Here is a 24,259-nt window from a genome sequence, read left to right as displayed (position 1 = left end):
GGACTACCTGATGGAAGCGTCAGATAGTCTTCGGCAGAAAAAAATAAAATTTTTTTTGTCCTATACTTGACACATCCACATGTTTGTCAACATACCTTTGTTCTAATATGGCAAAGTTAGGAATGAACCCTAAGACATTATAAAAGATTATGGAACATTCTGATGTAGGAGTTACACTGAATGCATACAATCACTTGGTCTTTGTTGATATTCAAAAGAAATGATAGAAATGGATAATAAGTGAGTTATAAAATAAGGGTAGTTTATTTTACAACTTTTTCCTGCTAAAATATAAGAATTTATACAAGGAAATATGACGATTTAAGGAGATATAAGAACATGATTAAAATACTTTTTATTTGCCATGGGAACATCTGTCGCTCAACAATGGCAGAATCCATCATGTGCTGGCTGGTTAAAAAGAACCATCTACAGGAAACATATTGTATTGCTTCTGCTGCAACAAGCACAGAAGAAATTGGCAATCCGATTCATCATGGAACAAGAAGAAAACTTAGGGAACAAAATATTCCAATTGTTGAACATTATGCACGACAGATTTGCATACAAGATGCAGAAAAATACGATTACATCATCGGTATGGATGATGCTAATATGCGTAATCTAACACGCATGCTGCCAGCACAGTATCATCATAAACTTTCTAAATTATTGGATCATACAAAGCGAAAAGGGAATATCGCGGATCCTTGGTATACAGGTAATTTCGATGAAACATTTACGGATGTATTGGAAGGCTGTCAAGGATTATTAGAGGAAACTAGACCAAAATGAAAATGACGTAACTGCTACGTCATTTTTTTAAAGCGATGGAATATCTAAAATTTCATGTAAGACTTTGCGTAAAAGTGGAAGGCGTTCACTAATAAATTTTGGATGTTGTTTGAGCCAGCGATTATTTAAAGGGGAAGGGTGTGGCAAGATGAAAGCTTTTCGATCGTGTAAGGTTTGGGTATTAAAGACAAGATCATGAAAAGGTATTTTGGGGAATATATAAGAGGCAGCAAGTGCACCAATGATGATATAAAGCTCGCTATCCACCATTGCCATTTCTTTTTGTAACCAGTGCTCTGCACAATGTTTGGGTGGTAAACAATCACCTCCACGCTCTTTTTTGCCAGGATAACAATGTCCCATAGAGGCAATGTAGAAATTGTTTGGATCATAAAAGCATGCATCACTTATTTGATACCATTCTTGGCGCAACCGTTTTCCACTGGCATCGTTAAAAGGAAGGCCACTTTCATGTACATGAATGGAAGGCGCCTGAGAAATCTGAAAAATTTTTGCGTGAGGATTTCCTTGAAAAAATCGGTCTTGGCTCGTGTGGAAAGATGTTTTCACAAAGCCGACATTGTAAAAGCTCTTTTTTAATTTCTTCAAAATCGCTCATAGTATCACCTCTTAGTAGTATTTATTATAAAACATAGGAAGCATGGCATACAAGAAAAGCTATTCTATTACTTTTAATATTGAGCGACAGCGTAAACTGATGCCAATGGATATGAAGGCAGCGACCATAAAAATCAGATACGGCAGCGCATCCAATACATCAAATAAGACACCATAGACAGCTTGTCCTAACGGATAGGTACACATAACGATCATCGTAACAAAGGAACTGACTTTTCCTAGCATCTCGTTTGGTGTGTTGTGTTGTAAATAGGTTTGTGCATAGATGTTGAAAATAGCAGCAAAAGCCATACATAAAATACTGGCAGCGAATACGATAGCATAACTTACATAAACACTGTTTAAAAACATTATGGCTAGACCGATAGGGAAAAGAAATAAGCTAGCAAGCATGAGAAAGATATACGAATGAGCCAGCTGAAAACGTTTTTGAAAGATAGGTAGTAACATAGCGCCAATGATGCTGCCAATACCGATACCTGCCTGTAACCAGCCAAAGTAAACGGGATCTAAAGCTAGTGTGATATTTGAAATGACCGGCAAACCGACACTCATTAAAGATGATAAAATGAAATTTAACAGGGCAAGGATCATCAATAACTTAAATAATGTTGGACGATCACAATAGACGAATTGCATACCTGCTTTCAGATCTTGCCAGGTGGATTTTAGAAATGTATCTTTTCGTTTTTGAGGCACAAACGGAATCTGCATGATGCATTCCAATAGGGAAGAAAATAAGAAGCAAGCAGCAGAAATAATCAATAAAGTAGCAAAGGGAAGCAGGCTGAATAAAACACCACCTAAGATGGGACCTAACAAAGTGGCTAACGCATTTACTTGTACGGTAATCCCATTCGCTTGCATCAATTTTTCTTCATCGACCAATAAGGGAATACTAGCTTGTACAGCAGGTTGATAGAAGGATTGAATAATTGATAATACGATCATTGTGATGGCAACAAGGGCTAAGGAAGATGCTTGTGTGATTAAATACGTGAAACCAAGCAGTAAAAAACCGGTAAAGCAATCTAGTAAGATCATGATATGACGACGACTCATACGATCTGCTAAAACACCGCCAACGGGGGATAAGAGAATGGTAGGAATCATGGAAATAGCTAAGATCGTGGCAAATGCACTAGCTGAACCGGTGGTATCTAATACATAAAGGGACAAGGAAAAGCGAAGCATGGCATTGCCGAATAATGAGATGATCTGGCCGATGACAAGCAAAGTGAAATTTTTGTTCCATACATAATGTTTCTTCATATAAGAGTTCTCCTTTTTATAATACCGAACGACGGTATGTATGTTGGCTAAAAGATAGCTGCCATATTAGGCAGCAATATTAGGCGAGTACAGCTTTCAAATATTCTAAGAAATTTTGTTCCAGTTCATCATTGATAATAGGAATTCCCATTTCTTCCATCAATTTGCGTAAATACGTAACTTTATTCTTGATATGCTGTTCATCATAAGGTTCTAAAGGAGTTACTAACCAGAAATTGATTAACAATAGATACACCTGACTGGCACATAGGGGATCTTGTGCTTGGATACTACCATCTTTGATACCTTCTTCAATTAAGGTAGCACCAAAAGCGGCAGCTTCACATAGTGTTTCCCGTAAACTCATGACCATAAACTTTGGATTAGAATAGGCATCCATCATGACGGGATCAAGTGAACGTTTACGTGGATCCTTTAGCTGAGCCTTAAAAATCATACGTAGTTTTTCCAGTCCATTCATATCGTTGAATGAAGATACATAAGCTCTTAATCCGTCAATGGAGGAATAGGATTGATTTCCCAATGCCTCAATGATATCATCCTTTGATTTGAAATGGTGATAAATAGCACCTTTTGACATTCCTAAAGCATCTACAATATCTTGAATGGTTGTTTTCTCATAGCCTTTTTCGCCAAATAATTTAAGACTGACATCCAGAATTTTTTGAACGGTTTGTTCTGGATGTTTATTTCTAGCCATAACCACACCTCACTAACATACATACGTTTGGTATGTATAGAGTGTAACACTCTTTTTTGAAAAAGTAAAGAAAATAAACGGATAAAAGATTGTGATGAAAGTGCAACTCCTTTTTCTTCACATCATGAATAACTGTATTTGGAAATCGGCAGATAGCCATTCATGATATGGTAAAAAAGCCATTTGCATTGATTTTTACATGTTTTTTCTACCCAGACAACTAGGAAATATGGTAAGATATATACTGTGAATTCAAAGGAGTGCATGGAATGCTGAAACTGTTTACCCCGAATTATTATATCCATCGTTATACGGCACTGCGACCTGCGTTTTTAAAAGAACAAGGTATTCAGTTGTTGATTTGCGATATTGATAATACACTTGTCCCTCATGATGTAGCTGTACCGGATGATGAAGCAATCGCTTTTTTGGAATCCATTCAGGATGCAGGTATTCAAATTGTTTTTATATCCAATAATGTAGAAGAACGTGTTGCCACCTTTGCGAAAGGATTAAATATTCCTTTTTATCCATTTGCTATGAAGCCGTTGCCTAAAACCTATCGAAAAATGTTAAAAGATTTTCATGTGAAGCGAGATGTGGTGGCAGTTTTAGGTGATCAGCTGATGACGGACATCTTAGGTGCCAATGTTATGCGGTTTTATACGATTTTGACAGCACAGGTCGTTGAACGTGATCTTTCTTTCACTAAGGTGAATCGCGTGTTTGAAAATATTGTGTTTTCCTTATTGAAAGTAACAGGAAAACTGGTGAAAGGAGAATATGATGAGTAAGATTTGTAAAGGCTGTGGCGTTGTTATGCAAAGTGAAGATAAAACAAAACTTGGTTATACACCAAAACCAGAGGCAGACTATTGTCAAAGGTGTTTTCGTATTCGTCATTACGATGATGTTGTCATCTCTATGAAACAAGGAATTCATTCTGATGAGGTGCTGGCACGTATAGCGATGATGGATGCACTTGTTGTTTGGGTCGTTGATCTGTTTGATTTTGAGGCAAATATGGTCAGTGGGTTAAATCGACATCTGCTGCAAAAAGACATCTTAATGGTGGCAACTAAAAGAGATCTGCTGCCGGCAACCATGTCGGATCAAAAATTAGGCGATTTTTTGTTACAGCGTTTAAAAGAACTTTCTATTCAGGTTAAGGGAATTGTCATTTGCGGAGATTTGATGAAACATCCGAGACGTGATGAAAATAATTCCATTGATGAGATTGCATATGCCATTGAACATTATCGCAATGAACGTGATGTTGTAGTGATGGGAATGGCAAATGCAGGAAAAAGTACTATGTTAAATGCCTTATGTGAGAAAGTGAATCTGACGACTTCACGTCATCCGGGTACAACCTTGGATTTTAATAAAATCAACATGGATGGCTATACCTTATATGATACTCCGGGATTAACAAGAATGGATTCTTTATTGACACATGTAGATGATAAGCTATTGAAGACAATGATTCCACTAAAACCATTAAAACCGAGAGGATATCAATTGTATCAAGACCAGACTATATCCTTAGCAGGTTTTGTGCGCTTGGATTTGCTAGGTGGTCACAAGGTGAGCTGTGTAGCATACTTTGCGCCTGATCTTCCTTTACATCGCAGCAAACAGGAAAAGGCTGATCAGTTATGGCAACAACATCTCGGTGAATTATTGGCGCCTGCTATTGATGAGAGCATAAAGGAGATGCAGATGTTTGAAATGCATCCAAAAGGTGAAAAGGTTGATGTGGTGATTCATGGCTTAGGCTGGTTTTGTGTAAGTGGGGATGTGAAAACGATTCGTGTATATGTTAGTAAATATGCAAATGTAACATTTAGAAAGGCGATGATATAATGTTAACAAGTAAAGATAAAAAAGCACTGCGCTCAATTGCGCAAACGAGAAAGGCGTTATTTCAGATAGGAAAAGATGGAGTGACGCTCAATATGATTAAAACAATTTCCGATTCTTTAGAAGCCCATGAATTGGTAAAAGTTTCATTATTAAAAACATGTCCTCTTTCCGTACAAGAGGCAGCTTTAGATATTGCCGGGGGAACGCGTAGTGAAGTTGTACAAACGATAGGACGTACTGTTATTTTCTATCGACGCAGCAAAGAGAATAAGCTGGGGTTATAACATGCGTATCGCTTTGCTGGGAGGAAGTTTTGATCCGATACACGAAGGCCATTTGCGAATTGCGAAAACCGCTTTAGCAAAACTTCCAATTGATGAGGTTTGGTTTTTACCTTGTAAAGATGCGCCATTAAAAAAAGGTCAACAAGTAGCTTTCCATCATCGATGTGCCATGGTAAAGTTGGCGATAGCTCCATATCGTAAAATGAAGCTTTGTACATTAGAAGGAGAGCTAGATGGTGTTTCCTATACGATACGCACGATAAAGGAACTAAAAAAACGTTTTCCTCATGACACTTTTTCTTTTTTAATTGGTGATGATCAGGCAGCGCAATTTGATAAATGGAAAGATAGTGCGCAATTGAAACAAGAAGCATGCTTTTATGTGTTTTCACGTCATGAAGACGGTCAGTTGCCAACGGGGATGAAACGTGTTCCAATGCAACTGATTTCGGTTTCTAGTACAGAAATTAGAAATGGTGAAAAGAAATGGGCTTTACCTAAGACAGTAAGGCGTTATATCGGAAGCAATGGGCTATATGTAATAAATTGGGTGAAAGCAAGTATGTCGGAAAAGCGTTTCCAGCATTCGGTATCAGTCGCTGAAGTTTGTGTCAGACTAGCACATGCACATCACTTAGACGAACATGTCGCATGGTGTATGGGTATCACACACGATATTTGTAAACAAATGCCTTTTGAAAAGGCAAAGATCTGGATGATTCATCATATGCCATCTCATTTACAGGAAAATAGTGCGATTTGGCATGGCTATATTGGTGCTGATTATGCAAAACGCTTTTTATATCTGGAGGATAAACGTATCATCTCTGCTATTTATCATCATGTCTTAGGAGATGGCGCTTCGCCATATGCAATTATTTTATATGTGGCAGATAAGCTGGATCCAGCGCGAGGCTATGATTCCAGTGAACAACTGTTATTGTGTGAAAAAAACTTATCATTGGGATTGGCAAGAGTAAAACAGGAACAGCAGGAATATTTGCGAAAAAAAGGAGTAATTTCATGAAGGAATTAATAAAAGTCGTACAAAAAGCCATAGATGAAAAAAAGGGAGAACACCCTGTTATATTTGAATATCATACATTAAACCCGTTCATTGATTATGTGGTGATTTGCAGTGCTCCAAGTTTACGCCAGGTTTATGCGATTGCAGATAATGTGGCAGATCGTGTAAAGGAACATGGTTATACTGTACGCAGCATGGAAGGCGATAAGGATTCCAGTTGGGTGTTGGTTGATTTAGACAGTATTGTCGTACATGTATTTCAAACAGAAGAAAGAGCACACTTTCAGTTAGAAAAATTATATGCGGATTTGCCTAGTGAGGACTTTTCCTTATGATGTATGGAACATTGGCACAATTTTATGATGCTTTAGTTAAAGATGAAGAAGCTACGCAAGCATGGGTAGCGTTAATCGAAGAATATGTAAACGGTAAGGAAGTGTTAGAACTCGCTTGCGGCAGTGGTGAAATCACGATAGCACTTGCGAAAGATGGCTACCATGTTACTGGAACGGATATCAGCGCAGAGATGCTGCAGGCAGCAAAAAAGAAAAAAGATCATGATCTAGTAGACTGGAAAGTGATGGATATGTGTGATTTTCAGGTGGACGTAAGTTATGATGGCATTTTATGTTTATGCGATTCTTTTAATTACTTATTAAAAAAAGAGCAAGTGCAAAAGTTGTTCAATCAAGTTAAATCACATTTAAATAAAGATGGTGTCTTTATCATGGATATGCATTCAATGGATCGTTTGTTAGAGTTTGCGGAAGAATATAATGAAGCCGGAAGAATTGATCATCATGAATATCAATGGACGATTCAGACAATCGAAGACTGTATCTATCAGAATTTTGCTTTTTATGATGAAGCTGGCAGGGTAAGTTTGGAACAACATATCCAGCGTGTTTATGATCCTATGTGGGTGAAAGAACAGCTGGAAGCTCTTGCTTTTGATGTAAAGATTATTACTGATTTTACATTTGATGGTATCCAAGAAGGTGAAAAATTGTTTTATATTTGTAGAAAAAAATCATAAAGGGAGGGAATAACATGATTGGTATTATCGCAGCAATGGAGAAAGAGATGGATGCTATAACATCTTTATTGACAAATAAGGAAGAATATAAGGTATCCGGTATTGCAATGGTAAAAGGCAGTATCAAAGGGAAAAATGTCATCGTAATGAAGAGTGGCGTTGGCAAGGGAAATGCCGCAATGGCGACAACGATTCTGTTTGAAAATTTTGTTATTACGGCAGTGATAAATATCGGTACGGCAGGTGGCTTAAAAAAGGATCAGCAGGTGTTGGATGCTGTCTTGTCGACACGCGTCGTACAACACGATTTTGATACTAGCATCATTGATGGAAATGATGGATTAGGGTTGTATTATGATGCTGATGCGAAATTAATCGATGCATGTGATCAGGTGTTAACATCTATGGGAGTACGTGTGTTTCGTGGCTTAGTAGCCAGTGGAGATCAATTTATTGCTGAAGATGAAAAACGGGAGCGTATAGAAACTTTATTTCCGGATGCTATCTGTGCAGAAATGGAAGCCGGAGCGATTGCCCAAGTATGTTCTCATTATCACGTACCTTTTGTTGTCTTGCGCTCTTTAAGCGATGTAGCACATAAAGAAGATTCACAAATGGATTTCTTAATATACGTAGAACATGCTGCAAAACGCAGTGCCACCTTATGTCAAGAATTAATGGAATTTATGTAATAGACATCCAATCAAGGATGTTTTTTTAGAAAGGAGCATCGCTTTGTTAAGAAGTGCTGCTCAACCAAGGTATTTCTTGCGTATAAAGAAAGACAAATGCAAAAAAATCATGTATAATGAGGTACGTTAGGAGGTCGCTATGAAAATAAATGGAAAATCAGTAGCTGTTACATGTGGACTGCTGTTTATGGCATTGATTGTCATTTTTATCGAAATCGCTATTTTTATTAGCGGGCCTGCGCGTAAATTTGAAGATAAGGTAGATCATCAGATTGCCAAAATCAAAGAATCTTATGCGCGAATAGAGGATGTACAGCGCCATGTCTTTCATTATGTTGTCTACATAGGAGAAGATAGCGATATGTATGTCTGGTTTAATGAAAAAGGTAAAGCCATTGCCAGTCGCAAGAAAACAAGTTATCGAAAGGCGGCTGTAAACGCTCTTATAGAAAAAAACTATCAAGGTAAGGTTAGTAAGGTATCACTTGGCTATGGGTATAAAAATCCTGTTTATGTAGTGAATTTTGATAAAGGTGAAGTATTATTGGATTATGATACATTAGATGAAGTCTATTATCTAAAGAAAGGAGAATAGCATACAGTTATGGATTGGTGGAAAGAAAAGTTTATCAACCGCCGTGATTACATGCTAGATCATTTAGATGAATTAACGATGACTAGCGATGAGACCTTATTAATCATGTTAATTGATTTTTTAAATCAACACCAAATACCGGTCACTCACGGTATTTTGGCAAAAAAGATGAAAAAGGATAGTGGCGAAATTGATGATTTATTATCCCAGCTTAGTGCAAAAGGATATGTACAGCTGACATTTCAAAATGGGAAGATTTTATTTGAAATTGATGGTGTTTTTGCCGGTGCTAAGGAAAAAACGATGAATTTTGATGCTTCTTTATTTGATCTATTTGAAACAGAGTTTGCTCGACCATTATCACAAATGGAATTGCAACGGCTGGCAGATTGGTTAAATGTATATGAGCAGAAATTAATTGGTTATGCCTTGCGAGAAGCATTGACTTATGAGCATCTGAGTTTTGACTATATCGAGCGTATTTTGGTAGAGTGGAAAAAGCGTGGTTTGCGTCCGGAAGATTATGAGGAGGGGAAACGATAATGACAACAGATGAAATCTTAGATATATTAGAATCACGTTTTCCTAATGCACATTGTGAATTGGTGCATCAAAATCCCTTTGAATTATTGGTAGCCGTAGTTTTATCTGCGCAAACTACAGATGCTGCGGTTAATAAGATAACGCCTGCTTTATTTGAGGCATTTCCAACTCCGGATGCATTAGCTTCGGCAAACAGTAAAGAAGTCGAAGCTAAAATCCGCCGCATTGGATTATATCGCAATAAAGCACGCTCTATTCAGGCTTTAAGTGCTTCTTTGGTAGAACATTTTGACGGACAAGTACCACAGAGCATGAAGGAGTTGACTTCTTTAGCCGGTGTAGGTCGTAAAACAGCAAATGTAGTACGCAGTGTTTGTTTTGATATTCCAGCAATTGCAGTGGATACACACGTAGAACGCATCGCTAAGCGATTAGGGCTGGCGAAAGTAGGGGATAGTGTTGAAGTAGTAGAACAAAAATTAAAACGTAAAATCAAAAGAGAGCGATGGAATCGTGCACATCATTTATTTATCTTCTTTGGTCGATACCAATGCACTGCAAGAAATCCTCAGTGTGATCAATGTCCCTTTGCCTCGTTTTGCAAAAAAGACAAGTTGGAAGCATATCGCAGTCAGAAAAAAAGCTGACTGTTTTTTTATGATATACTTTTTCTTATTATAGAAAAGACGATAGTAAAGCGTGGTTGACGAAAGAAAAGGTCATGGTAAATACGGATAGATACCAGAATTCTGTCAAAAAGAAAGCCTTTTGATGTGCGTATGTAGATAATAGACGATAATAAAAGAGATTCTTCAAGCAAAGAATCTCTTCTGTGTAATATGCTAATCACCAAATGAATTACTAGTTGGCCTGCCATTTTCTTTGTTGCCAGTTCCACTCGCAGTATCACCTTTATTGGTGTTATCATTTTTATCCGTATTAGCATTATTATTGTTATTATCATTTGGCTTTTGATTGTTGTTATTAGGCGGTGTTACTTCTTGTACTGGATGAGCTTTACAAGCTTCAATAGCAGCTTGGATATCTTGAACGGCTTGATTGATTTCTGCCTGTGTCACACCGCTTGATGTTAATAAAGCATTTGCTGCATTGATTCGACTATTTAATGCTTGCACATAAGCACTTTGATATTTTGTAGTATCGGTATATGCAGCAGCATTTTGAATAGCAGATGTTAGGGAAGTTGTTGTTACGGCAACTTCTTTTTCTTTCAAGCCACGTATTGCATTTTCTAAGGCTTGTTTTGCTCTATTTACTTCGTCTTCTGTGACGTCTTCTTTATTTAACAACGTATTTGCTTGTTTTAGAGCTTCTTGCAATGCAGCCCATGTTTCCGGTGTATAATCGCTTTGTTTATATTTACTAGCATCACTGATAGGTGATTTTAATGCATCACTAGCTTTTTTCACATTGGCTACGGTTTCAGGATTGTTTTTTGCAGCATCCTTTAGGAACTCTGTTTTGATGAGACCTCCACCATAAGAGCTGATACCACCGGGATTTTGAATCCTTGTCGCATTGGAACTTAAGGAATCTAAAATATAACGATTGATCTTACCAGGTATATTCATATTTTGTACAGCTTCGGATAAATAGGTGTAGCCGTTGACACGTGAATCGAAGCCGTTCCATGAAGCAATCGTATAATCGCTTGTGTAATTGACCATCCAACCGTCATGGGCATTACCACCGACTTCATCAGCATAATCATCCCAGTCAGAAGTTCCGGTTTTTCCATAAACCGGATATCCAGCACCATTGAAGGCTTGGCTCATATAGTTATATCCGCTATATTTGCCTGTGATAGCTTTGTTTAACAAATCACTTGTCATATAAGCAGCCTGCGGGGACATAGCCTGTGTCGTCTTAGCGTTGTTCTCATAAGTTTTACTGCCATCTTTATATACAACCTTTGTGATCATATGCGGTTCTATATATTTTCCACCGTTTGCTAAGGTAGCAAATGCGGCTGCCATTTGAGTAGGGGTTGCTTCAAAATTAGCACCACCAATGGCATACAGTAAATCGAATTTTTCAGCAACCTTATCATCAAAACCTAGTTTTTTCATATACTCTCGCATATAATCGTTGCCAACCGCATTTGTCACGGCTTGCATAGCTTCCAGAGCAGGGATGTTTAAGGATTGCGCTAACGCACGTTCTAATGAAACTTTTCCATGATATTTGTTATCGTAATTACTCTTTGTATCTCCATAAATTTGGATAGGTTTATCTTCTACGATTCGTGATGTCGCCCAGCCGATTTGATCAAAAGCCTGTGCGTATGCCAATAATGGTTTTGATGTTGATCCTGGCTGATGCTTTTCTTTTGTCGCACGATCTTTATACGTACTGGAAGTAGGATCATCAAAGCCAGTACCAATAGCAATGATCGTACCTTTACGATTATCGATAACGCTTGCAGCTATTTGGAAATATTTATTTTCCGGCATACCGATAACTTTCTTTTCCTGAATATCATTGAGACGATCTTGGGTGGAAGTGTCCAGAGCAGTATAAATTTTCATTGGTGTTGTTGCCGGGTCTTCACCGGTCAGCTCTCTAGCCTCAGTAATCGCAGCTTGTGCATATGCGAGGTAAGGATTATCCTTGGCCTTTGATTCTCCTTTTAATTGGAATGCCAGTTTTGTTGCTTTCGCTAATTTATATTCGCTTTCACTGATATAGCCATGACTCAACATTAAGGAAAGGGTTTCGTTGCGGCGTTTGGTAGCATAAGCATAATAGTTTTGTTTCGTTTTAGAATCATAGCCTTGATATGGGTTATATAATGCAGGTGCATTGACAACGCCGGCTAAAAAGGCACTTTCGCTTAGATTCAGCTGCTCTACGTTTTTGCCAAAATAATATTGCGCTCCTTTTTGAATACCGCGAGCGCTGGCACCAAAGTTAATTTTATTCAAATAGTTTGTTAAGATTTCTTCCTTGCTCATTTTAGAATCAAGGCGAAGACTTAAATAAATTTCCTGAATCTTCATTTCAATTTTATCTTTTTGTGTTAGCTTAATGCCTTCACTGTCTGCCTTTTCTTCCTTAGGCTTATTAATAAAGTTATCAATCGTCTGCATGGTCAAGGTAGAACCACCCTGTGCCAAGGATCCGGAACGTAAATTGTTGAACGCACTGGAAATAAAGCGAGGAAGATCAAAACCGTTATGTTTAAAATAACGGGAATCCTCAATAGCCAAAAAGGCATCAATGGTAACTTGTGGAATTTGTTCATATTCAACAATTTCACGGCTTTCTGCACCGAGCTCATAAATGACTTTGCCATCAGCACTGTATAATGTGCTTGGCTCTACATTAATGATTTTTTCTTCCAATTTTCGCTCATCTTCACTGACCTTACCAATGATTTGGCTTAGCAGGAAGAATCCGGTCACGCCTCCTAATAATACACAACATAAGAAGACGATGATGATACCATTCACGACGTTACGAACGGTAGCTTTCTTTTTCTTTCCTGTTGGATTGGAATTTTTTTTCGTAGTATCATTTGCCATACGAGTTTTCCTCCTTGAAATATAAGGCATCTACATTATCTAAATAACGCAGCCGTGGGGATAATCCTTCCTTGATATAAGAACCGAGCTGTTTTACTTGTTCATAAGGAATGGACTTACGTTCACTATTTTCATAGCGTTCGATTATTACGCCAGCGTCAATCAGATAAGTCTCATCATAAAAAGTGAATCGGATGATGAAGAATCCAATACCTCCATGAAATAAGACCTTTTTCAGATGATGAATCTGATGGGGATGTATGCTTTTAAAGGGAAAGGATGTTTTTGATTTGGTTTCTTTCGCTTCAAAGTCAATTGCTTTTCCCCGATACACGCCATTATAATCAGTCGTGCTAGGGGTCTTATAATAGGCCTCTGTTATTTTGGCGGCACAGCGGGCAGGATAATCGACCTTAACGACCTGAATCGGTGTTGGCTTCTTATGAATCAAGGCGCGATCACATGCACGATAATAGGCATTGCTGTCATTGATGTCTTCCTCTAATGACATTCCACGGCCCATATGATTATCCACAGCTGTTTGACTCACCTTGTTTTTTTTATTGGGGTATCCTATCACATGTATCACCAGTTTATATTATATCATAAGGTTTTCATGATTGCGATAAACAACCGTAAGAATTCATGGTATTCTAATGATAAAAAGCATGAATTTGATGAATATTGTGCTGAGAATACACGATTCTGAAAGTTTTCTTAACATTTGAGTAGGTTTTTTATTATGCAGAAAAGGTCGTCATTTAAAGGTTTCTTATAAAAATTTTTATATATTTTACTGCAATAACTTAAGAAGCACTACCAAAAAATCAATCATCTTACTCACAATATAATAAGGATATCTTATGAAAAAGATACTGCAAAGGATAGGAAAGCAAAAAAATATCTTGCAATTTTAGTGGATTTTTGAGAAACTATAACAGGAAGGTGAGTGCAATGGAAAAAAGGTTTAAACTGAGTGTGGAAGATGTATTAAACAAACAGTTCAATGTGGATTTTAAAGGATATTCTTCTCGTGAGGTCGATGAATTTTTAGATCTTGTGATTCATGACTATCAAGAATATGACCACATGATTGAAAATCTTGGCAATCATCTTCAAGAGTATGAACGTCATATCGCCACCCTAAAAGCGAAAATCGTAGAATTAGAAGGAAAACAGGAAGTGGAAGCTAAAAAAGCTGAACTGACTGGAGATAACATCGATATTCTGAAACGATTAACACGTTTAGAAAATGCGGTATTTCGGAAAGAAAAAGAATAATCGGTAGCGTTGCGGCAGTCGCTGGTCATTTGACTAGAGGAAAGTCCATGCTCGCACGATCTGTGATGATCGTAGTGTTTGTGCTGGATGAAACAATAAATCCAGGCAGTGTAATTACTGACGGCTGAAGGAAACCTAAGGGAAACTATGGTGTACTTCTTTAAAAGTGCCACAGAGACGAGCTTTTATGGAAACATAGAAGATGGAACGGGTAAACCCCGCAAGCGAGAAACCCAAATTTGGTAGGGGAACCTGCCGGAGGTGAAGCGAAATCATCCGGTGGGGCGTTTGAAAAAACGCAGATAAATGACTGCCACTCCATTGGAGTACAGAACATGGCTTATGCAATGAAACCGTAGAGCAGGAGTAATCCTGCTTTTTCAATGTAAAAATGACGCGAAATTGTGGAAATGCTGTGAGATTTTCAAAAATGTTCATAATAATTTTACAATTTAGTTTTTGCTTGTTATAATAATAAGGACTATAAAAACGGGACATACTGAAGATATCGAAGAATGTCGTTCAGGTACTATAAAAGAGGTGTGCAAATGGAAAAAATAGGAAACATGTTAAAGGAAAAACGTATCGAACTCGGTATGAGTGTCGAAGATATAAGTGAAAAAACCAGACTTACAACAAAGCACATCAAAGCCTTAGAAGAAGGAGATATTTCTTTTTTTCATGAGGACCTGAGTTATTTACGCTTTTTTGTGAAATCGTATTGTGATGCGGTCGGTATTGATTTTGAAGATATGAAAGATGAATTGCGTGAAAGCATTGATGATTATACCATGACATCTGTACAAAGCGCACAGCTTTCTCATGAAGAAATTGAACATAATATCGCTAAGAGTGAGAAGCTTACGAAAGTGCAGACCGCAGATGTGAAAATGCCGCGCCAAAAGCGCAGAAGAGCGAAACCAGATGTTTCTTTAATTTCGCTTGTGGCAATTATTGGTGTTGTGGTCATTGTATTGATGTTTGCTTTTGTGATTTTCATGCAGACAGATAGTGGCAAGGATAACAAACCGACAAACAATATGCCAATTGCCGGTGAAAACGATAAAGAAGCCTATCCTAGCGATGATGAGAAACAAAAAGAAGAACAGAAAGAAGAAGTCAAAGAATTAGAAATCGTCAAAAATGATGTGACCGATTATACAATCAACAATGTCAAAGAAGGCGAGAAATTAAAAGTGGAAACGAAATTTAATGGCAGCAATTCTGGTTACAGTGTTACGGTTGATGAAAAAGATATTCGTGAAAATAAGATATTTAATGTGGGGCAGACAGCTACAAGTGAAATTGAAGTGAAAAAAGGCACGAAGATTTCTATCTATATCGGTTGTATGGTACAAACTGATATAAAAATTAATGGAAAGGTCGTAAAGACGGATAGCAGTATAAATCCAAGCACATATCCTGGATATTGTCCAAGCAATACGTTGACGTTTACGGTGGGTGAAGTAAATGAATCTGCCAAATAAATTATCTTTGTTTCGTGTCGTTTTAGTACCGATCATCGCTATTCTATATTTGTTTTGTGATTTGGGTACGGCATTCCAAGTGAATGTACAAGATGTTATGGTGACAGTGAAATGGAACGATATCGTGGTGCTGATTTTATTTGCGATCGCTTCTTTTACTGATTTTTTGGATGGAAATATTGCACGCAAACGAAATCTGGTTACTTCTTTTGGTAAATTTGTTGATCCGATTGCCGATAAGCTTTTAGTAAATACGATGCTGATTTTATTTGCTGTTGGCAATAGAGTGCCAATCATCGCGGTGATCATTATGATTTGGCGTGATACGATCGTGGATGGCTTGCGAATGTCAGCAAGTGCAAAAGGCAAAGTGGTGGCAGCGGGCATGCCAGGGAAAATTAAAACTGTACTGCAAATGTTTGCCATTATTTTTGTCATGCTATATGATTTACCATTTGCTTATTTAGGTATCCCTATGGATCAAATTTTTATTTGGGGAGCAACAATAGCTTCCGTGTATAGTGGAATTGTCTATTTTATGAAGTTGAAAGATGTTGTCATGGAGACGATGTAGATGGAACAGGTAACAACAGCAGCATCTTTCGTGGCTTTGCTGAAAGAAAAAAAACTGACAATTGGCAGCTGTGAAAGTTTTACGGCGGGTGCCTTTTGTGCAGCAATAGCAGATGTTGCGGGAGCAAGTGCCGTTTTAAAAGGTGGATTAGTCACATATGCCACACAAGAAAAAATAGCATTGGCACATGTTGATGCAAAAATTATCGAAACATATGGCGTTGTCAGTGAAGAGTGTGCAATTGCAATGGCGCGAAGCGCACGTGCTGTATTGGATGTTGATCTATGTATCTCCTTTACGGGAAATGCCGGGCCGGATGCCTGGGAAGGTAAACCGGCAGGTTTAGTGTATTGTGCAATAGCGGATATCCAACATGTACAAGTATTTGCATTGCATTCTAAATTGCCACGCAATGAATTGCGGGCATATGCTGTACAATTTATGATGGAAAAAGCAGTCGCATTCCTCAGTGAATGAGAAAGGGAAAAGTAGCATGAGTGAAAAGAAAGATAAGAAAACAGAGACAAAAGCAGAAGATAAAAAAGATACCTTGTTAAGTGATGCAATTAAGGCCATAGAAAAGCAATATGGAAAAGGCAGCATCATGAAATTAGGAGATCGTGCAGCGGTAGAAATTGATGCTATCAGCAGTGGTTCCATCAAAATTGATGAGGCTTTAGGTATTGGTGGATATCCCAAAGGCCGTATCATTGAAATCTATGGTCCGGAATCAAGTGGTAAAACGACATTGGCATTGCACGCGATTGCTGAAGTACAGAAAAAAGGCGGGCGTGCTGCCTTTATTGATGCAGAAAATGCGATTGATCCTGTATATGCGCAAAAACTTGGGGTCAATATTGATGAGTTGATCTTATCACAGCCAGATAGTGGAGAACAGGCGCTGGATATTACCGAAATGTTGGTAAAAAGCGGTGCAATCGATTTGGTTGTCGTGGATTCGGTTGCTGCTTTGGTACCACAGGCTGAATTGGATGGTGAGATGGGTGATTCACAAGTAGGATTACAAGCTCGTTTGATGTCAAAAGCGATGCGTAAATTAAGTGGTGTCATGAATCGCAGCGAATGTACGGCAATTTTCATTAATCAGCTGCGCGAAAAAGTTGGAGTTGTTTATGGCAATCCTGAAACCACACCTGGTGGTCGTGCTTTAAAATTTTATTCCAGTGTGCGTTTGGATATTCGACGCAGTGAGGCAATTAAAAATGGAACTGAAATTATTGGGAATAAAGTAAATGTAAAAATTGTGAAAAATAAGGTGGCACCACCTTTTAAAACGGCTGCCATTGAAATCATGTATGGCGAAGGTATCTCTTATATCGCGGAGTTATTAGATTTATGTGTGGATCATGATATTGTTATGAAAAGTGGTGCTTGGTTTTCTTACAATGGTGAGAAAATCGGACAGGGGAAAGAAGCTGCGAAAAATACGATCAAGTCTAATCCAGAACTGTTAGAAGAGTTAAAAACAAAGCTCATGGAGAAAACAGCAGCTGAAAAAGCTTAAAAAGCTTTAAGGATCGTTTAGTTTACCTATCAAAAAAGAAGGACAGGATTGCCCTTCTTTTACTTTTTGATGGAACGGCTTTCAATTTTTGATTCTAATTTTCCAAAAACTGCGGTTTTTAGTTGAGAAAAATGTGAAATTTATGTACAATATATGTTAGAGAATAAAATTCTCATTACATGACGAATGGAGGAATAGTGTTATGGAAAATAATGCACTGCTCATCTTTTTGTCTGCGTTGATAGGTCTTGCCGTTGGAATTATCGTTATGATAGTGGTATCTAAGGCAGGTTTAAATAAAGATCAGCAAAAGGCCAACCTGCTGCTGAAGGAAGCGGAAGCAAAAGCCGACGCAACCGTCAAGCAGGCAGTATTGGATGGTCGTACACAAGCGCATGAATTGAAACTTGCGGCAGAAAAAGAGATAAAAGAACGCAAGCAGGAGGTTACCGATATGGAAAATAAACTCCTGCGCAGAGAAGACAATCTGAATTTCCGCGATGAAACATTGACAAGCAAAGAAAAACAGATTGATCTGAAAAGTGCTCAATTAGCTGACAAAATGGCAATGCTAGATAAAAAAGACAAAGAGTTACAGGCAAAGATTGATGTACAGGTAGAGGAATTGGAACGTGTAGCGGCCATGTCTACCAGTGAGGCAAAAGAAGAATTATTTGCAATCACCGAAAAACGTATGGAAAAAGAGTTGGTTGCCTACATCAAAGAAAAAGAAGAAGAGGCCAAAGCAACTGCAGATGAAAAGGCGCGCAATATCGTTGCACAAAGCATTCAGCGCTTATCGCAGGATGAGGCCGTTGATCGCACCGTTTCCGTTGTTGCTTTACCAAGTGAAGAAATGAAAGGTAGAATCATCGGACGCGAAGGGCGTAATATCAAAGCCATTGAACAGGCGACTGGTGTTGATTTGATTATTGATGATACGCCAGAGACGATTACTGTTTCTTGTTTTGATCCAATTCGCCGCGAAGTTGCAAGATTGGCATTGGAACATTTAATCAAAGATGGCCGCATTCAGCCGGGCCGTATTGAAGAAGTTGTCAATAAAATCAAGAAAGAAATGGATACCAACATCATGAAGACTGGTGAAGATACCGTCTTTAAATTGGGTATCGGTCGTATTGACCGTGAAATCATTAAGATGATTGGTCGTTTAAAGTACCGTTATTCTTATGGACAAAATGCATTACAACATAGTATGGAAGTTGCTCATCTGGCCGGTATGATGGCAGCTGAACTTGGTTTAAATCAGCAGCTGGCTAAACGAGCAGGCTTGCTTCATGATATAGGAAAGGCTATGGATTTTGAGGTTGAGGGTAGTCATATTGAATTAGGCTACAAATTCTGTAAGAAACATGGTGAACGCGATGTGGTATTGAATGCGATTCAGTCACATCATGGAGAAGTTGAACCGAAATTTCTCATAAGCAATTTGGTTATAGCTGCTGATACGATTAGTGCAGCGCGTCCAGGTGCTCGCTATGAAGCGTTACAGAATTATATCAACCGTCTGGAAGAGCTTGAAAAGATTACAAAATCATTTGATGGTGTGGATAGTTCTTATGCGATCCAGGCAGGACGTGAAGTTCGTGTCATGGTCGTACCGGATAAGGTGGATGATTTGGCTTGTCATAAACTTGCCCGTGACATCAAGGACAAGATTGAGGCGGAACTGACATATCCAGGACAGATCAAGGTTACGGTCATTCGTGAAACAAGATCTTGTGAGCTGGCTAAATAAAAAATATGAAAGTCTTATTTATAGGAGATATCGTAGGAGCTGCCGGAAGGGAAACTGTTAGCCGGCAGCTTCCTCTTTTGAAACAGCAGTATGCCATCGACTTGGTAATTGCAAATGGTGAAAATGCTGCTCATGGGAAAGGTATTACCCGCCGCATTTATAACCAACTGCTGGCCTGTGGGATTGATGTCATCACCATGGGAAACCATACATTTTCTAAAAATGATATTTATCAGTTTATTGATGAAGCTGAGCGTATGGTACGCCCTGCCAATATGGAACCTTTAGAATATGGGGAACATACCGTTGTGATTAAGGTACAGGGGAAACGGGTTGCCATCACGAATTTAAGTGGTGAAGTTTGGATGAATAATGTAATAGATTCGCCGTTTTATTGCATGGAAGATATTCTTCAAGAAGTGGAAGCAGACATTTATCTGGTTGATCTTCATGCTGAGGCAACGAGCGAGAAAATCGCTTTTACGTATTGCTTTGCGGATCGCTTAAGCGCTGTAGTTGGCACACATACGCACGTACAAACTGCAGATGAACGAATCGTGTATGGGTGTGCGGCTATTACGGATTTGGGGATGTGCGGTGCGTATACCAGTGTTTTAGGACGTGATGTGAATGAAATAGTAACGCGTTTTACAACACAAGAGAAGACCAAATTCAAAATTGCTGAAGGTGAAGGGATTTTCTGTGGTGCTTTAGTGGATATCGATGATACAACGAATCGTGCAATAGGTATCGAACGCATTCAAATACGTCCAGAACATGTTGAATGTTAATTGCTTAAAATAGGAAGAAAGACAATGGAAAACCATTGAATGTTCTTCCTTTTTTTAACTTTGATTGCTTTCATCTTTCTAACATGTAAATATTTAAAGCCTTATTTAGGGGAAATTTTATGATGATCGGATATGCACAAGAAAAGATTTCTGAAAGGGGTGTTCATAGTTTTGTGAAAGATGTAACAAGTGCGTCTTCACAAAAGTATTTTTGGCTTTAAATGCTTGCATGTCCTTGGAGATATTGGTATAATAGGAATGGTTGTAAAGGAGGAATAAAGAATGCCAGTAAATGTAAATGCTGATACTTGCATCGGTTGTGGTGCTTGTGTAGGAGTTTGCCCAGTTGGAGCTTTATCCATGAACGCTGATTCTAAATCAGAATGCGATGAAGGAACTTGTATTGACTGCGGATCTTGTATTTCCGCTTGTCCAGTAGAAGCAATCTCTCAGTAAACCAAGTAGAAATGCTTGGTTTTTTTAAGTCAAGATCATCCACTTAGGATGTTTATTATATTAGAAAAAAGAAAGCAGGGAAGTAAATGAAAACACAGCCAGGATGGGCGTTGCCTAATTTGCATGAGGCCCAAAAACGTACACAGAAAGAAGTCACGATTGAAAAAAGCTTGTTTCAAATACCTAGTGAAGTTAGAACACTGGGACAGGGAAAGAAATACTATCTAAGAACTTATGGATGTCAGGCGAATGAACGCGATTCTGAAACCTTGGCAGGTATTTTAGAAGAATTGATGTTTACACCGGTAGAACACCCTGAACAGGCTGATTTGATTTTGTTAAACACATGTGCTATTCGTAAAAATGCTGAGGATAAGGTGTTGGGCGAGATCGGTTCTTTAAAGCGTTTGAAACGAAGCAATCCAGATTTGATTTTTGGTTTGTGTGGTTGTATGGCACAAGAAGAAGATGTCGTACAAGTGTTATTAGAAAAATATCGCCATGTCAATCTTATTTTTGGAACACATAACCTTCATCGTTTACCAGAACTTTTGTATGAGGTGATGGTTGGGCATAAGCGTAGTGTCGAGGTGTTGTCAAAAGAAGGCGATGTCATTGAAAATCTTCCGGTAAGACGTTTTGGCAAACATAAGGCTTGGGTCAATATTATGTATGGATGTGATAAATTTTGTACATATTGCATCGTCCCTTATACTAGAGGAAAAGAACGTTCCCGAGCTATGGAAGATGTATTGCAAGAAATACGTCAGTTAAAACAAGATGGCTATAAAGAAATTACCTTGCTGGGGCAGAATGTTAATTCTTATGGAAAAGATTTGCATATCGAAGGTGGTTTTGCGAAATTGTTGGAGGAAACGGCGAAAATTGGCATAGAACGTATTCGTTTTACAACAAGCCATCCATGGGATTTTAGTGATGAGATGATTGATGTGATTGCACGTTATGACAATATTATGCCATTTATACATCTGCCGGTACAAAGTGGTGATGATGAAATTCTGAAGATTATGGGGCGTCGTTATACAAACGCACAATATCTCACCTTATTCCATAAGATCAAAGAACGTATGCCAGAGTGTGCAATCTCTACAGATATCATTGTGGGTTTTCCTAATGAAAGCGAAGGACAGTTCCAACATACGTTAGATCTAGTGAAAGAATGTCAGTTCGATAATGCTTTTACCTTTATTTATTCTCCACGAGAAGGAACACCGGCTGCACGTATGGCGGATAGTGTATCTTTGGAAGTCAAACAGCGTCGCTTGGCGGAACTTAATGCTTGTTGGAATCAGTATGCTCACGTTAAAAATGAGGCATATCTCGGTAAAGTAGTCAAGGTATTGGTGGATGGCGCCAGCAAGAAAAAGGCGAATGTATGGAGTGGCTATACAGAAACCAATAAGCTTGTAAATTTTACTGGTGAGCATGTGACTGCTGGGGATATCGTAAAAGTGAAAATCACAGCATGTAAGACATTTTCTTTAGATGGTGAACAAATTCTATAAAAAGTGAGCAATCACTTTTTTTATGGTTTCGTTTATGGTTTTTGCGATAAAAAGCAATTCCCTTGTCTTTTTTTTGATGTTTAGTGGTATAATATCATTAGTTTATCATGGAATTTCGAGTTCATTCAGAATGAAACAATAAGAAAACATAATAACAATATGAAAACGGAGGTAACGATTTATGGATCAAGTACGCATTTTTGCGCTTGGTGGACTTGATGAAGATGGCAAGAATATGCTTGTCGTTGAAGTCAATGAAGCTATATTTATTATTGAAGCCGGATTAAAATATCCGGATACAGGACAGTTAGGAGTGGAATTCATCATTCCGGATTTCTCTTATCTGATCGAAAACAAAGAACGTATTCAAGGGATCTTCATCACCCATGCCCATGATGATGTAGTGGCAGCCTTGCCATATTTATTAAAACAGGTGAATGCGCCAGTGTATACAGGTGCTTTAACTGCGAATATCATTCATGAGATGCTAAAAAAAGAAGGCATAAAGAATGCAAAGATTCATCGTTTAAAACGCTGCAGTAAGCAGACAATTGGCGGTGTCAAAATACGTACATTCCCAATGACACATGCATTTCCTGACAATTTTGGATTGGCGATCAGTACCGATCAGGGATATATCGTCTATACAGGAGAATTTATCGTAGATTATGATATGCTTCAAAAAGAATATTTATGTGATTTAAACGAATTAAGTGATATAGGAAAAAAAGGTGTTTTGTGTCTGTTGTGTGAATCCCAGGGCGCTGATAAGAGTGGACACACGGCTCCTAAACATCGCATTACATCTTTGATTGAACCGATTTTTGAAGCTAGTGAAGGAACACGAATTTTGATTTCCTGTTATTCCCAAAGTTTATTCCGCATCATAGAAATTATTGAATTGGCGAAAAAGTTTAATCGCAAGATCTTTTTTCATGATAAAGGAATTCGTGAACTGTTAAAACATTTAGAAACGATGAAATACTATCGCGTTCCTAAAGAGATGGAAATCAATGAAAAGAACTTTAGTGATGACATGGAAGATGTTGTCGTTTTGATTAGTGGCAATGGTAAAAATCTGTTCCGTACGATGACAAATATCGCTAATCATGAAGATGCGCATGTAAGTTTCCGTACGAGTGATACGATTATTGTAGCCAGTCCAATTGTCAGTGGTACAGAATTAGATGCCAGCAATATGGAAAACGAAATTTATAAAGAGGGCGGCAAGATTTATACGCTGGATTCTAAAACCGTATTATCTATGCATCCATCCAGTGAAGATCTGAAAATGATGCTGTATCTCTTCCAACCTAAATATTATATACCGATCAAAGGCGTGTATCGTCATTTATATGTAAATGCAAATTTAGCAACGAAAATGGGGTATTCACCCGATCGTATTCTGATTTTGGAAAACGGACAGATTGCCTTATTTGAAAATAAAATCTTAAAGAGTGTCGCACAGCGTCTGGAATTAGAAGATACGATGATTGACGGTAAGGAAAATTGGGATGTGACAGGTGTTGTCTTGAAGGATCGTGAGGTTCTATCGACAGATGGGGTGATGATCATCGGTGTTGGTGTTAATCATAAGACGAAGGAAATATCCAATGGTCCGGATGTGCAGACTAGAGGGCTGATTTATTTAAAGGATGCAGAATATATCATTAAAGAAGTCGGTAATATCATGGAAAACTGTATCGAAAAAGCAGTAAAAGAAAAACGTTATGATAATTTGACAGTACGTGCAGAAGCGCGCGATAAGATCAGTAAATATTTAATGAAGGAAACCGGGAAACGCCCGATGGTCTTACCGGTCATTATGGAAATTAATTCATAAGT

Annotated in this window: 26 protein-coding genes and 1 other RNA gene; 22 read left to right on the top strand and 5 right to left on the bottom strand. The window is 38.2% G+C overall.

Annotated features, from left to right (window positions below):
• Nucleotides 1-339: 339 nt before the first annotated feature.
• Complete coding sequence (locus tag ACESSZ_RS00525; RefSeq protein WP_117547545.1) at nucleotides 340-795, top strand: low molecular weight protein-tyrosine-phosphatase; 456 nt, start codon at nucleotides 340-342, stop codon at nucleotides 793-795.
• Nucleotides 796-822: 27 nt separating this feature from the next.
• Here the strand turns inward: ACESSZ_RS00525 and ACESSZ_RS00520 are convergent, their stop codons facing one another.
• The 3 genes from ACESSZ_RS00520 to ACESSZ_RS00510 all read right to left on the bottom strand — a co-directional run bounded on the left by ACESSZ_RS00520 (nucleotide 823) and on the right by ACESSZ_RS00510 (nucleotide 3,427).
• Entirely contained in the window at nucleotides 823-1,404 is a 582-nt protein-coding gene (locus tag ACESSZ_RS00520; protein WP_270355558.1) for a uracil-DNA glycosylase family protein, read from the bottom strand.
• A gap of 69 nt (nucleotides 1,405-1,473) precedes the next feature.
• Nucleotides 1,474-2,706, bottom strand: a complete 1,233-nt coding sequence (locus ACESSZ_RS00515; protein WP_117547546.1) for an MFS transporter — start codon at nucleotides 2,704-2,706, stop codon at nucleotides 1,474-1,476.
• 79 nt (nucleotides 2,707-2,785) lie between these two features.
• Complete coding sequence (locus ACESSZ_RS00510; RefSeq protein ID WP_117547547.1) at nucleotides 2,786-3,427, bottom strand: TetR/AcrR family transcriptional regulator; 642 nt, start codon at nucleotides 3,425-3,427, stop codon at nucleotides 2,786-2,788.
• A 269-nt stretch (nucleotides 3,428-3,696) separates the two neighbouring features.
• On the opposite strand from ACESSZ_RS00510, the gene ACESSZ_RS00505 reads away from it, so the two are divergent.
• The 10 genes from ACESSZ_RS00505 to nth all read left to right on the top strand — a co-directional run bounded on the left by ACESSZ_RS00505 (nucleotide 3,697) and on the right by nth (nucleotide 10,117).
• Nucleotides 3,697-4,221, top strand: coding sequence for a YqeG family HAD IIIA-type phosphatase (locus tag ACESSZ_RS00505; protein WP_119983323.1), 525 nt, complete (start codon nucleotides 3,697-3,699; stop codon nucleotides 4,219-4,221).
• Entirely contained in the window at nucleotides 4,214-5,293 is a 1,080-nt protein-coding gene (gene yqeH / locus ACESSZ_RS00500) for a ribosome biogenesis GTPase YqeH (RefSeq protein WP_119983324.1), read from the top strand. Before ACESSZ_RS00505 ends, yqeH begins: the two co-directional genes overlap by 8 nt.
• Complete coding sequence (locus ACESSZ_RS00495) at nucleotides 5,293-5,577, top strand: YhbY family RNA-binding protein (protein WP_119983325.1); 285 nt, start codon at nucleotides 5,293-5,295, stop codon at nucleotides 5,575-5,577. Before yqeH ends, ACESSZ_RS00495 begins: the two co-directional genes overlap by 1 nt.
• 1 nt (nucleotide 5,578) lies before the next feature.
• Nucleotides 5,579-6,604 carry a nicotinate (nicotinamide) nucleotide adenylyltransferase gene (nadD, locus tag ACESSZ_RS00490; RefSeq protein WP_119983326.1) on the top strand — a complete coding sequence of 342 codons (1,026 nt, stop codon included), beginning with the start codon at nucleotides 5,579-5,581 and terminating at the stop codon, nucleotides 6,602-6,604.
• Nucleotides 6,601-6,939: a ribosome silencing factor gene (rsfS, locus tag ACESSZ_RS00485; protein ID WP_008688226.1), complete on the top strand. Its 339-nt coding sequence runs from the start codon at nucleotides 6,601-6,603 to the stop codon at nucleotides 6,937-6,939. The genes nadD and rsfS overlap by 4 nt, the downstream gene beginning before the upstream one ends.
• Nucleotides 6,936-7,640, top strand: coding sequence for a class I SAM-dependent DNA methyltransferase (locus tag ACESSZ_RS00480; RefSeq protein ID WP_119983327.1), 705 nt, complete (start codon nucleotides 6,936-6,938; stop codon nucleotides 7,638-7,640). Before rsfS ends, ACESSZ_RS00480 begins: the two co-directional genes overlap by 4 nt.
• A gap of 14 nt (nucleotides 7,641-7,654) precedes the next feature.
• Nucleotides 7,655-8,332, top strand: a complete 678-nt coding sequence (locus tag ACESSZ_RS00475) for a 5'-methylthioadenosine/adenosylhomocysteine nucleosidase (protein WP_119983328.1) — start codon at nucleotides 7,655-7,657, stop codon at nucleotides 8,330-8,332.
• 139 nt (nucleotides 8,333-8,471) lie between these two features.
• Nucleotides 8,472-8,927: a hypothetical protein gene (locus tag ACESSZ_RS00470; RefSeq protein ID WP_008978468.1), complete on the top strand. Its 456-nt coding sequence runs from the start codon at nucleotides 8,472-8,474 to the stop codon at nucleotides 8,925-8,927.
• A gap of 9 nt (nucleotides 8,928-8,936) precedes the next feature.
• Nucleotides 8,937-9,470 carry a DnaD domain-containing protein gene (locus tag ACESSZ_RS00465; RefSeq protein WP_008978467.1) on the top strand — a complete coding sequence of 178 codons (534 nt, stop codon included), beginning with the start codon at nucleotides 8,937-8,939 and terminating at the stop codon, nucleotides 9,468-9,470.
• On the top strand, nucleotides 9,470-10,117 hold the full coding sequence (gene nth / locus ACESSZ_RS00460; protein ID WP_119983329.1) for an endonuclease III: 648 nt from the start codon (nucleotides 9,470-9,472) through the stop codon (nucleotides 10,115-10,117). Before ACESSZ_RS00465 ends, nth begins: the two co-directional genes overlap by 1 nt.
• Before the next feature lie 195 nt (nucleotides 10,118-10,312).
• On the opposite strand, the gene ACESSZ_RS00455 is transcribed toward nth, so the two are convergent.
• A complete protein-coding gene (locus tag ACESSZ_RS00455; RefSeq protein WP_499842650.1) occupies nucleotides 10,313-13,015 on the bottom strand; it encodes a transglycosylase domain-containing protein in 2,703 nt (900 codons plus the stop codon).
• Nucleotides 13,005-13,565 carry a Holliday junction resolvase RecU gene (gene recU, locus ACESSZ_RS00450; protein ID WP_008978464.1) on the bottom strand — a complete coding sequence of 187 codons (561 nt, stop codon included), beginning with the start codon at nucleotides 13,563-13,565 and terminating at the stop codon, nucleotides 13,005-13,007. Before recU ends, ACESSZ_RS00455 begins: the two co-directional genes overlap by 11 nt.
• A gap of 404 nt (nucleotides 13,566-13,969) precedes the next feature.
• Here recU and ACESSZ_RS00445 point away from each other — a divergent pair, with 404 nt between their 5' ends.
• The 11 genes from ACESSZ_RS00445 (at nucleotide 13,970) to ACESSZ_RS00395 (ending at nucleotide 24,257) form a co-directional block, all read left to right on the top strand.
• Nucleotides 13,970-14,296: a DivIVA domain-containing protein gene (locus ACESSZ_RS00445; RefSeq protein WP_119983331.1), complete on the top strand. Its 327-nt coding sequence runs from the start codon at nucleotides 13,970-13,972 to the stop codon at nucleotides 14,294-14,296.
• 6 nt (nucleotides 14,297-14,302) lie between these two features.
• Nucleotides 14,303-14,644: RNase P RNA component class B (gene rnpB, locus ACESSZ_RS00440), an RNA gene on the top strand.
• Nucleotides 14,645-14,844: 200 nt separating this feature from the next.
• The gene (locus ACESSZ_RS00435; protein WP_119983332.1) at nucleotides 14,845-15,783 is read left to right on the top strand and encodes a helix-turn-helix domain-containing protein; all 939 of its coding nucleotides are present in this window, start codon (nucleotides 14,845-14,847) and stop codon (nucleotides 15,781-15,783) included.
• Nucleotides 15,767-16,357 carry a CDP-diacylglycerol--glycerol-3-phosphate 3-phosphatidyltransferase gene (pgsA, locus tag ACESSZ_RS00430; protein ID WP_119983333.1) on the top strand — a complete coding sequence of 197 codons (591 nt, stop codon included), beginning with the start codon at nucleotides 15,767-15,769 and terminating at the stop codon, nucleotides 16,355-16,357. The genes ACESSZ_RS00435 and pgsA overlap by 17 nt, the downstream gene beginning before the upstream one ends.
• Nucleotides 16,358-16,834, top strand: a complete 477-nt coding sequence (locus ACESSZ_RS00425) for a CinA family protein (RefSeq protein ID WP_119983334.1) — start codon at nucleotides 16,358-16,360, stop codon at nucleotides 16,832-16,834.
• Between the two features lie 16 nt (nucleotides 16,835-16,850).
• Nucleotides 16,851-17,882: a recombinase RecA gene (recA, locus tag ACESSZ_RS00420; protein WP_008688242.1), complete on the top strand. Its 1,032-nt coding sequence runs from the start codon at nucleotides 16,851-16,853 to the stop codon at nucleotides 17,880-17,882.
• Between the two features lie 202 nt (nucleotides 17,883-18,084).
• Entirely contained in the window at nucleotides 18,085-19,641 is a 1,557-nt protein-coding gene (gene rny / locus ACESSZ_RS00415; protein ID WP_008688243.1) for a ribonuclease Y, read from the top strand.
• Between the two features lie 5 nt (nucleotides 19,642-19,646).
• Entirely contained in the window at nucleotides 19,647-20,432 is a 786-nt protein-coding gene (locus ACESSZ_RS00410) for a TIGR00282 family metallophosphoesterase (protein ID WP_008688244.1), read from the top strand.
• 282 nt (nucleotides 20,433-20,714) lie between these two features.
• Nucleotides 20,715-20,888, top strand: a complete 174-nt coding sequence (locus ACESSZ_RS00405) for a 4Fe-4S binding protein (protein ID WP_008688245.1) — start codon at nucleotides 20,715-20,717, stop codon at nucleotides 20,886-20,888.
• 86 nt (nucleotides 20,889-20,974) lie between these two features.
• Nucleotides 20,975-22,414, top strand: coding sequence for a tRNA (N6-isopentenyl adenosine(37)-C2)-methylthiotransferase MiaB (gene miaB, locus ACESSZ_RS00400; protein WP_008688247.1), 1,440 nt, complete (start codon nucleotides 20,975-20,977; stop codon nucleotides 22,412-22,414).
• Between the two features lie 181 nt (nucleotides 22,415-22,595).
• Entirely contained in the window at nucleotides 22,596-24,257 is a 1,662-nt protein-coding gene (locus tag ACESSZ_RS00395) for a ribonuclease J (RefSeq protein ID WP_499842649.1), read from the top strand.
• Nucleotides 24,258-24,259: the final 2 nt, after the last annotated feature.

This window comes from Eubacterium sp. 3_1_31 (assembly GCF_964249515.1).
Taxonomy (GTDB): Bacteria; Bacillota_I; Bacilli_A; order Erysipelotrichales; family Erysipelotrichaceae; genus Longicatena; species Longicatena caecimuris.
The sequence above is the reverse complement of the archived record's forward strand: the minus strand, read 5'-3'. Positions and strand labels throughout refer to the sequence as shown.

What these genes read in the sequence shown, in the direction of transcription:
- ACESSZ_RS00465 (WP_008978467.1), top strand. Translation starts at nt 8,937, where the DNA reads ATGGATTGGTGGAAAGAAAAGTTTATCAACCGCCGTGATTACATGCTA.
- ACESSZ_RS00435 (WP_119983332.1), top strand. Translation starts at nt 14,845, where the DNA reads ATGGAAAAAATAGGAAACATGTTAAAGGAAAAACGTATCGAACTCGGT.
- rny (WP_008688243.1), top strand. Translation starts at nt 18,085, where the DNA reads ATGGAAAATAATGCACTGCTCATCTTTTTGTCTGCGTTGATAGGTCTT.
- ACESSZ_RS00510 (WP_117547547.1), bottom strand. Translation starts at nt 3,427, where the DNA reads ATGGCTAGAAATAAACATCCAGAACAAACCGTTCAAAAAATTCTGGAT.
- ACESSZ_RS00475 (WP_119983328.1), top strand. Translation starts at nt 7,655, where the DNA reads ATGATTGGTATTATCGCAGCAATGGAGAAAGAGATGGATGCTATAACA.
- pgsA (WP_119983333.1), top strand. Translation starts at nt 15,767, where the DNA reads ATGAATCTGCCAAATAAATTATCTTTGTTTCGTGTCGTTTTAGTACCG.
- nth (WP_119983329.1), top strand. Translation starts at nt 9,470, where the DNA reads ATGACAACAGATGAAATCTTAGATATATTAGAATCACGTTTTCCTAAT.
- ACESSZ_RS00405 (WP_008688245.1), top strand. Translation starts at nt 20,715, where the DNA reads ATGCCAGTAAATGTAAATGCTGATACTTGCATCGGTTGTGGTGCTTGT.
- ACESSZ_RS00425 (WP_119983334.1), top strand. Translation starts at nt 16,358, where the DNA reads ATGGAACAGGTAACAACAGCAGCATCTTTCGTGGCTTTGCTGAAAGAA.
- recA (WP_008688242.1), top strand. Translation starts at nt 16,851, where the DNA reads ATGAGTGAAAAGAAAGATAAGAAAACAGAGACAAAAGCAGAAGATAAA.
- miaB (WP_008688247.1), top strand. Translation starts at nt 20,975, where the DNA reads ATGAAAACACAGCCAGGATGGGCGTTGCCTAATTTGCATGAGGCCCAA.
- ACESSZ_RS00395 (WP_499842649.1), top strand. Translation starts at nt 22,596, where the DNA reads ATGGATCAAGTACGCATTTTTGCGCTTGGTGGACTTGATGAAGATGGC.
- ACESSZ_RS00455 (WP_499842650.1), bottom strand. Translation starts at nt 13,015, where the DNA reads ATGGCAAATGATACTACGAAAAAAAATTCCAATCCAACAGGAAAGAAA.
- yqeH (WP_119983324.1), top strand. Translation starts at nt 4,214, where the DNA reads ATGAGTAAGATTTGTAAAGGCTGTGGCGTTGTTATGCAAAGTGAAGAT.
- ACESSZ_RS00445 (WP_119983331.1), top strand. Translation starts at nt 13,970, where the DNA reads ATGGAAAAAAGGTTTAAACTGAGTGTGGAAGATGTATTAAACAAACAG.
- ACESSZ_RS00525 (WP_117547545.1), top strand. Translation starts at nt 340, where the DNA reads ATGATTAAAATACTTTTTATTTGCCATGGGAACATCTGTCGCTCAACA.
- rsfS (WP_008688226.1), top strand. Translation starts at nt 6,601, where the DNA reads ATGAAGGAATTAATAAAAGTCGTACAAAAAGCCATAGATGAAAAAAAG.
- ACESSZ_RS00480 (WP_119983327.1), top strand. Translation starts at nt 6,936, where the DNA reads ATGATGTATGGAACATTGGCACAATTTTATGATGCTTTAGTTAAAGAT.
- ACESSZ_RS00410 (WP_008688244.1), top strand. Translation starts at nt 19,647, where the DNA reads ATGAAAGTCTTATTTATAGGAGATATCGTAGGAGCTGCCGGAAGGGAA.
- ACESSZ_RS00515 (WP_117547546.1), bottom strand. Translation starts at nt 2,706, where the DNA reads ATGAAGAAACATTATGTATGGAACAAAAATTTCACTTTGCTTGTCATC.
- ACESSZ_RS00495 (WP_119983325.1), top strand. Translation starts at nt 5,293, where the DNA reads ATGTTAACAAGTAAAGATAAAAAAGCACTGCGCTCAATTGCGCAAACG.
- ACESSZ_RS00470 (WP_008978468.1), top strand. Translation starts at nt 8,472, where the DNA reads ATGAAAATAAATGGAAAATCAGTAGCTGTTACATGTGGACTGCTGTTT.
- nadD (WP_119983326.1), top strand. Translation starts at nt 5,579, where the DNA reads ATGCGTATCGCTTTGCTGGGAGGAAGTTTTGATCCGATACACGAAGGC.
- ACESSZ_RS00505 (WP_119983323.1), top strand. Translation starts at nt 3,697, where the DNA reads ATGCTGAAACTGTTTACCCCGAATTATTATATCCATCGTTATACGGCA.